The 8,890-nt window shown below is 61.0% G+C and carries 7 protein-coding genes; 6 read left to right on the top strand and 1 reads right to left on the bottom strand.

Translation table 11 applies throughout. From position 1 onward, the window contains the following. The 6 genes from M6D32_RS06155 to ligD form a co-directional block, all read left to right on the top strand. Positions 1-1,170: ATP-binding protein (locus tag M6D32_RS06155; protein WP_298254398.1), on the top strand; the 1,170-nt coding region annotated here is incomplete at its 5' end. Continuing rightward, positions 1,167-1,856 carry a response regulator transcription factor gene (locus M6D32_RS06150; RefSeq protein WP_298254396.1) on the top strand — a complete coding sequence of 230 codons (690 nt, stop codon included), beginning with the start codon at positions 1,167-1,169 and terminating at the stop codon, positions 1,854-1,856. The genes M6D32_RS06155 and M6D32_RS06150, both read left to right, overlap by 4 nt. A 200-nt stretch (positions 1,857-2,056) precedes the next feature. Beyond that, positions 2,057-2,743, top strand: coding sequence for an alpha/beta fold hydrolase (locus M6D32_RS06145; protein WP_298254394.1), 687 nt, complete (start codon positions 2,057-2,059; stop codon positions 2,741-2,743). A gap of 454 nt (positions 2,744-3,197) precedes the next feature. Then, positions 3,198-4,544 (top strand): substrate-binding protein, encoded by a 1,347-nt coding sequence (locus M6D32_RS06140; RefSeq protein WP_298254392.1) that lies wholly within the window; start codon positions 3,198-3,200, stop codon positions 4,542-4,544. Positions 4,545-5,461: 917 nt separating this feature from the next. Then, the gene (locus M6D32_RS06135; protein WP_298254390.1) at positions 5,462-5,692 is read left to right on the top strand and encodes a DUF6496 domain-containing protein; all 231 of its coding nucleotides are present in this window, start codon (positions 5,462-5,464) and stop codon (positions 5,690-5,692) included. Between the two features lie 290 nt (positions 5,693-5,982). Further along, a complete protein-coding gene (ligD, locus tag M6D32_RS06130; RefSeq protein ID WP_298254387.1) occupies positions 5,983-8,604 on the top strand; it encodes a DNA ligase D in 2,622 nt (873 codons plus the stop codon). Between the two features lie 15 nt (positions 8,605-8,619). Here the strand turns inward: ligD and M6D32_RS06125 are convergent, their stop codons facing one another. Further along, entirely contained in the window at positions 8,620-8,784 is a 165-nt protein-coding gene (locus M6D32_RS06125; protein WP_298254385.1) for a DUF3309 family protein, read from the bottom strand. Positions 8,785-8,890 lie beyond the last annotated feature (106 nt).

Raw genomic sequence — 8,890 nt, 5'->3', positions numbered from 1 at the left:
ACCACCGAGCAGCTCTACGCCTTCAGCCGCAAATTGGCAGGAACCGGCACTCTCGACGACGTGCTGTGGGCGTCCGCCTACCAGACCGCATTGATGCTGAAGGTTCGCGTGGTGTTGCTCTTGCCGGAGAACGGTGTGTTGACCGTGAAAGCGGGCTATCCGCCGGAAGATCGCCTCGACAAGGTCGATCTTGCCGCGGCCAACTGGGCCTGGGGCAACGACCGCGCGGCGGGACGTGGGTCCGATACGCTGCCGGGCGCCAGGCGCCTGTTTTTGCCGATGCGAACCGGACGCGGGCTGATCGGCGTCATCGGCATCGATGACGACAAGAGCGGTCCGCTTCTGACCCCCGACCAGCGCCGCCTGCTCGACGCGCTGGTTGACCAGGGCGCGCTCGCGATCGAACGCGTGCTGCTGGTGGAGGACATGGACCGCGTCAAGCGCACGGTGGAATCCGATCGCCTGCGTTCGGCGTTGCTCACGTCGATCTCGCACGATCTCAAGACGCCGCTGGCCTCGGTGCTGGGAGCCGCCTCCACCATGCGCGATCTCGCCGGCGGGCTGACGGACGCCGAGAAGCGCGATCTTCTGGCGACTGTCATCGACGAGTCCGAACGGCTCAATCGTTTCATCGCCAACCTGCTCGACATGACCAAGCTGGAATCAGGTGCGATCAAGCCGAACACCGCGCGGCACGATGTCGGCGAGATTGTCGGCAGCGCGCTGCGCCGCGCCGGAAAGATCCTCGTCCACCACAGGATATCGCTGGAGCTCGAGGCCGATTTGCCGATGCTCGAACTTGACGCTGTGTTGTTCGAACAGGCGCTGTTCAACCTGTTGGATAACGCCGCCAAATATGCCCCGGCGGAAACGACGGTATCGATCCGGGGCTGGCGGGACAGGGATTTCGTCACGCTTCAGATTCTCGACGAAGGCGAGGGCATTCCGCATTCCGAACTGGAAAGCGTGTTCGACAAGTTCTACCGCGCCCAGAAGGGCGATCACGTCCGCCCCGGCACGGGACTTGGGCTTGCGATTGCCCGCGGCTTCGTCGAGGCGATGGGCGGCACGATTTCTGCAAATAATCGTTCCGACCGCAGCGGGGCGGTGCTGACCATTCGCCTGCCTGTTGCGCCCTCTGCTTCAAACGCACTGGATACCGCCGCATGAGCGCAAACCCGATCAAGGTCCTTGTCATCGACGACGAGCCGCCGATCCGCAAATTGCTGCGGATGGGGCTGAGCACGCAGGGCTACGAAATCCTGGAGGCGCCGAACGGCAAGACCGGACTGGAATTGCTTGGCCATGACCCGGCTCTGATCATTCTCGATCTCGGGCTGCCCGACATACGGGGGCACGAGCTGTTGCGGATGATCCGCGGCCGCAACGACGGCGTTCCGATCGTGGTGCTGTCGAGCCGTGGCGACGAGGCCGGCAAGGTTCAGGCGCTCGATCTTGGCGCCGACGATTACCTGACCAAGCCGTTCGGCATGGATGAATTATTGGCGCGAATGCGCGCCGCGCTCCGGCATCAGTTGCAGGTCCACGGCGAGCGCCCGGTATTTCGCGCCGGCGATCTTTCGGTCGATCTCGTTCGCCGCATCGTCAAGGTCGGAGATCGCGAGGTCAAGCTGTCGCCGAAGGAGTATGACCTCTTGCGCGTGCTGGTGCAGCATGCCGGCAAGGTCCTCACCCACCGGTTTCTGCTGAAGGAACTCTGGGACGAAATGACGGACGCGCAATATCTGCGCGTCTACGTGCGCCAGCTCCGTCAGAAGATCGAGACCGATCCGGAGCGTCCGCAATTCGTGCTGACCGAGACCGGCATCGGCTATCGGCTGAAGGCGCAGGATTAGGTTGCCGCAATAGCGGACTCATCCGACGTCATCATCGGTCGCGAGATGTCTGCTTTGGGGTTAAGCGGAGGAGCGTGGTTAAATTTCCGACGCCGCTTCTTGACCCGGAGCCGACAAGCAGGCGGGTCCCCACATCAATCATTATCAAGCAGGCCAAGCTTCGTTGAGCAAATAATTCGACAACGACGGAGAAGAAATCAATGGCATCATTCGTCTTTGTTCCCGGAGCTGGCGGCATGGCTTGGTATTGGCACCGCGTCGTTCCGCTTATTGACGCGGCAGGACACCAATCTTTCGCGGTCGATCTGCCTGGCGACGACACGCAAGCGGGTCTCACGGCGTACGCGGACATCGTCGTTCGAAGGATGGCGGGACGAAGTCGCGTGATTCTGGTCGCTCAGTCGTTAGGCGGCTTCACGGCACCGCTTGTTTGCGGGCGTGCCCCCGTGCGGATGGTCGTTTTCGTCAACGCGATGATCCCAAAGCCCGACGAGACTGCTGGTCAATGGTGGGGCGCAACAAGCGCGATCGAAGCGCGGGAACAAGCTGCTACGCGCCGCGGCTATCCGACGGAATTCGACCTGGGAACCTACTTTCTGCATGACGTGTCGCAGGACGTACTGCGTGCCGGTCCGCAACGACCCCGTGAAGAAGCCGAGATCGTGTTCAGCGAACCCTGCCGCTTCACGCGCTGGCCTGACATCCCTATCCATGTTCTCGCGGGAAGAGACGACCGCTTTTTTCCGGTCGAATTTCAACAGCGTGTCGCGCGTGAAAGGCTTGGAAAGGAGGTAGAGGAAATTCCCGGCGGTCATCTCGTGGCCCTATCGAATCCTGAAGGACTGACTGAACACCTTCTTGCGTACGAAAGAGGCCTGACACGCTAGTCCCCCCGCCGTTGTCTCTTGAGCGCAACCTTTCAGCATCTCCACGATCGATCTCAAGATCAGTTCTTTTAACTAAACGCGGGCCAGCTTTCGCGAAATCAGCCAACCTCTGCGTTTGGCGCCCTTAATAGCGGACTCAAGCGCCGCAGCGCTTGCACCGAACGAGACGCGACGCCGAATCTTGGCAAATAGGTCAGTCAGCTTGACTGATAGCATTGGCGGAAGACGAGCGCGCGCGTTCACCGGCTCGACGTCACATCGCGAAGAGCAATTGTCCAGGCGACCGGCTTGCCGTCCTCCCGGCCGAGACGGTTTCTTGCTATAACTGCTTCCGGCCCTTTGCTTGCTTATGTCAGAGCGACCAACACGTCTGCTCGTCGCGGCGAGGCGATAGGTGTGAACCCGCGTCGGCGCAACAAGACAAATGATGCGCAACTTCGGGAGGGTTTTGATGATGAGGAACAAGAATGATAATTTCCGTTTCCTGATTTCCCGTCGCGGGCTCCTGCATACCGCGGCAGGACTGGCCGGCGGGGCGATGCTTCCAGCGGTAATGCCGATCGCGCTCGCCCAAGATCATCGCGCACTTGGCACTTATCCCGCCGGCTCATCAGGCTCGTCGGTGTTCATCGGTATCGCTGTGCCGCGCACTGGCACCTATGCCGAACAGGGCGAAGACGAGCTCAAGGGCTGGGAGCTCGCGGTCGAACACATCAATAGCGGCAATGACCTCATTAAGAAAATATCGCCGAAGACCAGCAAGGGCGTACTTGGCAAGCAACTGAAAATCGGAGTCGCCGATTCCGCTGCAAGGCCCAACGAGGCGGTGCAAGCCCAGCAACGCTTCATCACCGAGAACAAGGCGGTGCTGATGACGGGCTCGACCTCAAGCGCAGTCGCGGTGGCGCTGAACAAGCTCGCGCAGCGCGAAAAGGTACTCTATGTCACCGGCATCTCCGCCTCCAACGACACCACCGGCAAGGATTGTGTCCGCTACGGCTTCCGCCAGTGTTTCTACGGCCAGACCGCGGCGGCCGCGATCGGCCCGATCATGGTGGCGAGCTTCGGCAAGAACAAAAGGGCGGCCTACCTGACGCCGGACTACAACTATGGGCATACCGTCACGAAATCGATGCAGGACTATCTTGCGACCTCCGGATGGACCACCGCGACCGATCAGGTCGCGCCGCTCGGCGCGCCCGACTACTCGTCATATCTGCTGAACGTTGTCCACTCCGGCGCGGACGTCCTGATCAATGTCAACTGGGGGCATGACGCAGTACTCTCGACTCAACAGGCCAAGCAGTTCGGCGTTCTGGACAAGATGAAGCTTGTCTTCCCCGCCCTGAGTCCGTTCATCGCTCGCGACAGCGGCGGCCTGATGCAGGACGTCTTCGCGGCCACCGACTACTGGTGGACGATCGAGGACAAATACCCGCTCGCCAAATTGTTCAACGACGCTTTCGACAGGAAGTACGGATACAAGCCGGAGTGGGGTGCCGCGAACGCCTATATCAGCTTCGCGCATTGGGCTCGCATGGTCGAGCAGGCCGGCAGCTTCTATCCGCCCGATATCATCCGGGCTTACGAGAAAGGCGAAACCATCCCTTCGCTGGTCGGCGATGTCCACTACCGCCCGGAAGATCACCAGTGCGTCCGTCCCGTCATCATCGTCAAGGGCAGGATAGAAAAGGACATGAAGAACAAGCATGATTCTTACGGTGTCGTCGCGATCGTGCCTGGCGAGGGCCTGATGCAGAAACCCGATGCGTTCGGCTGCAATCTCGGCGAATACACTTGAACGTACCCGCTGCAGGACGTGCCCGTTACGCTTAGCGCCGCCTTGTATTTCAGCCCCGGCGGCATCATTGGCCGCGCCGCTTCCTCCGCGCTGATGACGACCGGCAGCTTGCATGGTTCGTGGATGACATGGGTGTGGTCGACGATTTCGCGGCGCCTGGTCGAATGTCAAATCCACCGCACAAGTGGTCCGGGGTCCATTATCCTGAACTGAGACCAGCCTTTGCTTGGGTCCCGGATCTGCGTCGCGTCATGTCATGCCGCGCCGCGTCCGGGACACGAGAGAAACCGCGAGAAATCCGGTTGCGCCAAAAATCGAAATTGGACAGTCCGATCAACGTCGATTCTAGTGTCCAGTCCCCCGCGAAAAAATATTTCGTTTCACCCGTCGGGCAAATCATCTCTACAAGCCCGCGCCATCCCGCCTCAATCAGGAGGGGCGTATCGCGATCGTCACGAACGTGGAGTGCGGGATGCGGTGGACAAGGTATCGCCAGCTGACGAGTGGCGAGGCCGTGGACGGCGAAGTCGTGTGGTCTTGGCGCCTCGACGCTGGCGTCAACTCGCGACAATGCTTTGCATTGCGCGGGGATGGTGACAAGAAAGCCCGATCACCAGAGAGAGCTCGGAATAAGCCGTTAAAACCATCGCGCAGGGAATGCCGGATTGTTTCGGCGAACCTGTGGTGACTAACTTGTGTGCTTTCTAACCTTGCACACAAGGCCGCGGGTGCGTCAGGCATCCGGCATTCCCTGCGCCCTTCGATCTCGCGAGGGACGTCGACTTGAAAAGCCCGGGCGCATTACGCCACGGGAATACGCACGCCTGTGCAAGAGGCAAGCTGGAACCTTCGCGCTGGCCGACGATTGGGATCGGTGCAGCAGGCGATTGAATTCGTTCCAGCGGGAGAAAAAAGTAATGGCACGCAAGGCACGGAAATATTCGAAGAAAGCCTCAAGCTCGGTCGAACGCGTGATGAAGAAGCGCAAGGCGGGCACATTGAAGAGCGGCCGTTCGGGGCGCAAGGTCAAGAGCCGCAAGCAGGCCATCGCGATCGGTCTCTCCGAAGCGCGCGCCGCCGGACGCAAGGTGCCGAAGAAGGCCTCAAGCCGCAAGACCGGCAGGAAAGCCAAGCGCAAGTCCAGCTAGTGGTCCGATTCCAACATTTGCGTCCCGTCTCGGCAGGCACCTTCGCAAATGTTGGAATCGAAGGACCACTAGCAAATATCGGTCTCTAGTGGAGTTCTGGATTTGACATTCGCTGACGAATTCGATGCCGGGCAGGGAGCGAATGTCAAATCCACTCCACTAGTAAACCAGCCGTCACAAATCGGCATCGGCCCTGGTGCGACGTTTGCCGTCTTTCCATCTGCCGGGAGGGGGCATTACAATGCTTCTTCTTTCGTGCATTCCAGCCCGGCCCTTTTTGAGATCGCCCCTTGCCCCCGAAGAGCCTTGCCACCTACCGGAAGAAACGGGATTTCGAAAAGACAACGGAGCCGGGCGGCGACGTTACCGTAGCGCCGTCCGATGGGCGGCGCTTCGTGGTTCAGAAGCACGATGCGACGCGGCTGCACTACGATTTCAGGCTCGAATTCGACGGGGTCTTCAAGTCGTGGGCGGTGACCCGCGGCCCCTCGCTCGATCCGCATGACAAGCGCCTTGCGGTCGAGGTTGAGGACCACCCGCTCGACTACGGCGATTTCGAGGGCACCATTCCCAAAGGCCAGTATGGCGGCGGGACGGTCCAGCTTTGGGATCGTGGCACTTGGGACTCAGACGATCCCGAAAAGGGATTCAGGAAGGGCGATCTGAAATTCACCCTGTATGGCGACAAGCTGCGCGGGAGTTGGGTGCTGGTGCGGATGCGGCACGATCGCAACGACGGCAAGCGCACCAACTGGCTGCTGATCAAGCACCGCGACGAATATGCCCGTGAAGGAGAAGGCAACGACCTCCTCGAGGACGATCGCTCCGTTGCCTCGGGGCGCAGCATGGACCAGATCGCCGCCGGCAAGGGCAAGGCGCCGAAGCCCTTCATGACCGCGCGGGGGGGCCGCGGCACGGCCGATGCGGTCTGGCACTCGAACCGGGGTGAAGCGGCCGAGACGCGCGCGCAGAACAAGCAGAACAAGCAGAGCAAAAAGTCGGCGACATCAGTCAAAGCGACGAAGGTGGACGCGATGCCGGAATTCGTCGCGTTCGAATTGTGCACGCCCGTCGAAGCGCCACCGAGCGGGTCCGGCTGGGGTCACGAGATCAAATTCGACGGCTATCGTGTGCAGATCCGCGTCGAGGACGGCAGCGCTGTCTTGAGAACGCGCAAGGGCCTGGACTGGACCGACAAGTTCAAGGCAATCGCGAAAGCGGGCGCCGCACTGCCCGACGCGATCGTCGATGGCGAGATCGTTGCGCTCGACCATGAAGGTGCGCCGAATTTCTCGGCGCTGCAGGCCGCGATTTCGGAAGGCAAGACCGAGCGCCTGATCTTCTACGCATTCGATCTCTTGTTTGCCGAGGGCGAGGATCTTCGCCGCCTGCCGCTTGTCGAGCGCAAGGCGCGGCTGAAGCGGTTGCTCGGGGTGCTGCCGAGCAAAGCTGCCCAATCGATCCGCTATGTCGAGCATTTCGAAGCCGATGGCGCTGACGTCCTCGAATCCGCCAAGAAGCTGTCGCTGGAAGGCATTATCTCCAAGAAGCTGAGTGCGCCCTATCGCTCGGGGCGCTCCGACAGCTGGACCAAGACCAAATGCCGCGCCGGCCAGGAAGTCGTGCTCGGCGGATGGAAGACGACCAATGGCAAATTCCGCTCGCTGATGGCGGGCGTGCATCGCGATGGTCATCTGGCTTTTGTCGGGATGGTCGGCACCGGTTTCGGGCAGGACACCGTCCAGCGCATCATGCCCGCCCTCAAGAAAGCCGAGGTCGAAAAAAGTCCGTTCGGCGGCAAGGACGCGCCGCGCAAGACCCGCGACATCCACTGGCTGAAACCGGAGCTGGTCGCCGAAATCGAATTCGCCGGCTTTACCGACGGCGGCAATATCCGGCAGGCGGCGTTCAAGGGCTTGCGCCAGGACAAGCCGGCGCGCGAAGTGGTCGCGGAGAAACCCGCCATGGTGAATGTGATCAGGCCCTCGCCGAAGTCTGCCAGCAAATCCGCCGAGGTGATGGGCGTTTCGATCTCCAAGCCCGATAAGGAGCTCTGGCCGGATGCCGGCGACAGCGAACCGGTGACCAAGCTCGACCTCGCACATTATTTCGAAGCCGTCGGCGATTGGATGATGCCCCACCTGAAGGGCCGGCCGTGTTCGGTCGTCCGCGCGCCCGACGGGATCCATGGCGAGACGTTCTTTCAACGGCACGCGATGCCGAGCACGTCGGACCTGCTCACGCTCGTCAAGGTCTCCGGCGATCGCAAGCCCTATTTGCAGATCGACCGAATCGAAGGCCTGGCGGCGGTGGCCCAATCCGGCGGGCTCGAATTGCATCCCTGGAATTGCGCGCCAGATGCGATCGACACGCCAGGACGCCTCGTGTTCGATCTCGACCCGGCGCCGAATGTCGATTTTGCGGACGTCATCGAAGCCGCCAGGGAAATGCGGCAACGTCTTCAGGCGCTCGGCCTCGGAAGCTTCTGCAAGACGACCGGCGGCAAGGGGTTGCACGTCGTGACGCCGCTTAAGTCCGGCGCGAAAGAAAAGGTGGCCTGGAAGCAGGCTAAAGCCTTTGCGCAAGGCGTCTGCCAGTGGATGGCCAACGACAATCCCGACCAGTATCTGCTCAATATGTCGAAGACGAAGCGCGAGGGAAAGATCTTCCTCGATTACCTGCGCAACGATCGGATGTCGACCGCGGTGGCGGTGCTTTCACCACGCGCGCGCGACGGGGCGACCGTCTCGATGCCGCTGACCTGGGCGCAGGTACGCGGCGATCTCGATCCGAAGCGCTACACGGTTCGCACCGTCCCGGCCTTGCTCTCGAAGAGCAAGGCGTGGGACGGCTACGACGATGCGGCATCCCCGATCAAGGGTGCGATGAAGAAGTTGGCGAGCAAGCTGTAATCGCGGCTGCTCGCATCAAAGTCGCCCAAGCAGCAGGAGTATGAGCAAGATGACGATGATGACCCCGAGCCCGCCACCGCCATAATAGCCGGTGCCATAGAAAGGGCCGCCGCCGATACCGCTAAAGCCGCCAAGCAGGGCGATGATCAAAATAATCAGAATGATTGTTCCGATGGACATCGAATTTCCTCCAGCCGATTGCCACATGGCTGGCAGCCAACAAACAGGAGTCACGAAAGTTCCGCGCTTTCGCGGTGCAGCGTTCCCTCGTTTGCAACGAAAGACG

Origin of the sequence: Bradyrhizobium sp., assembly GCF_027307225.1 — a bacterium.
GTDB lineage: Bacteria > Pseudomonadota > Alphaproteobacteria > Rhizobiales > Xanthobacteraceae > Bradyrhizobium.
The sequence above is the reverse complement of the archived record's forward strand: the minus strand, read 5'-3'. Positions and strand labels throughout refer to the sequence as shown.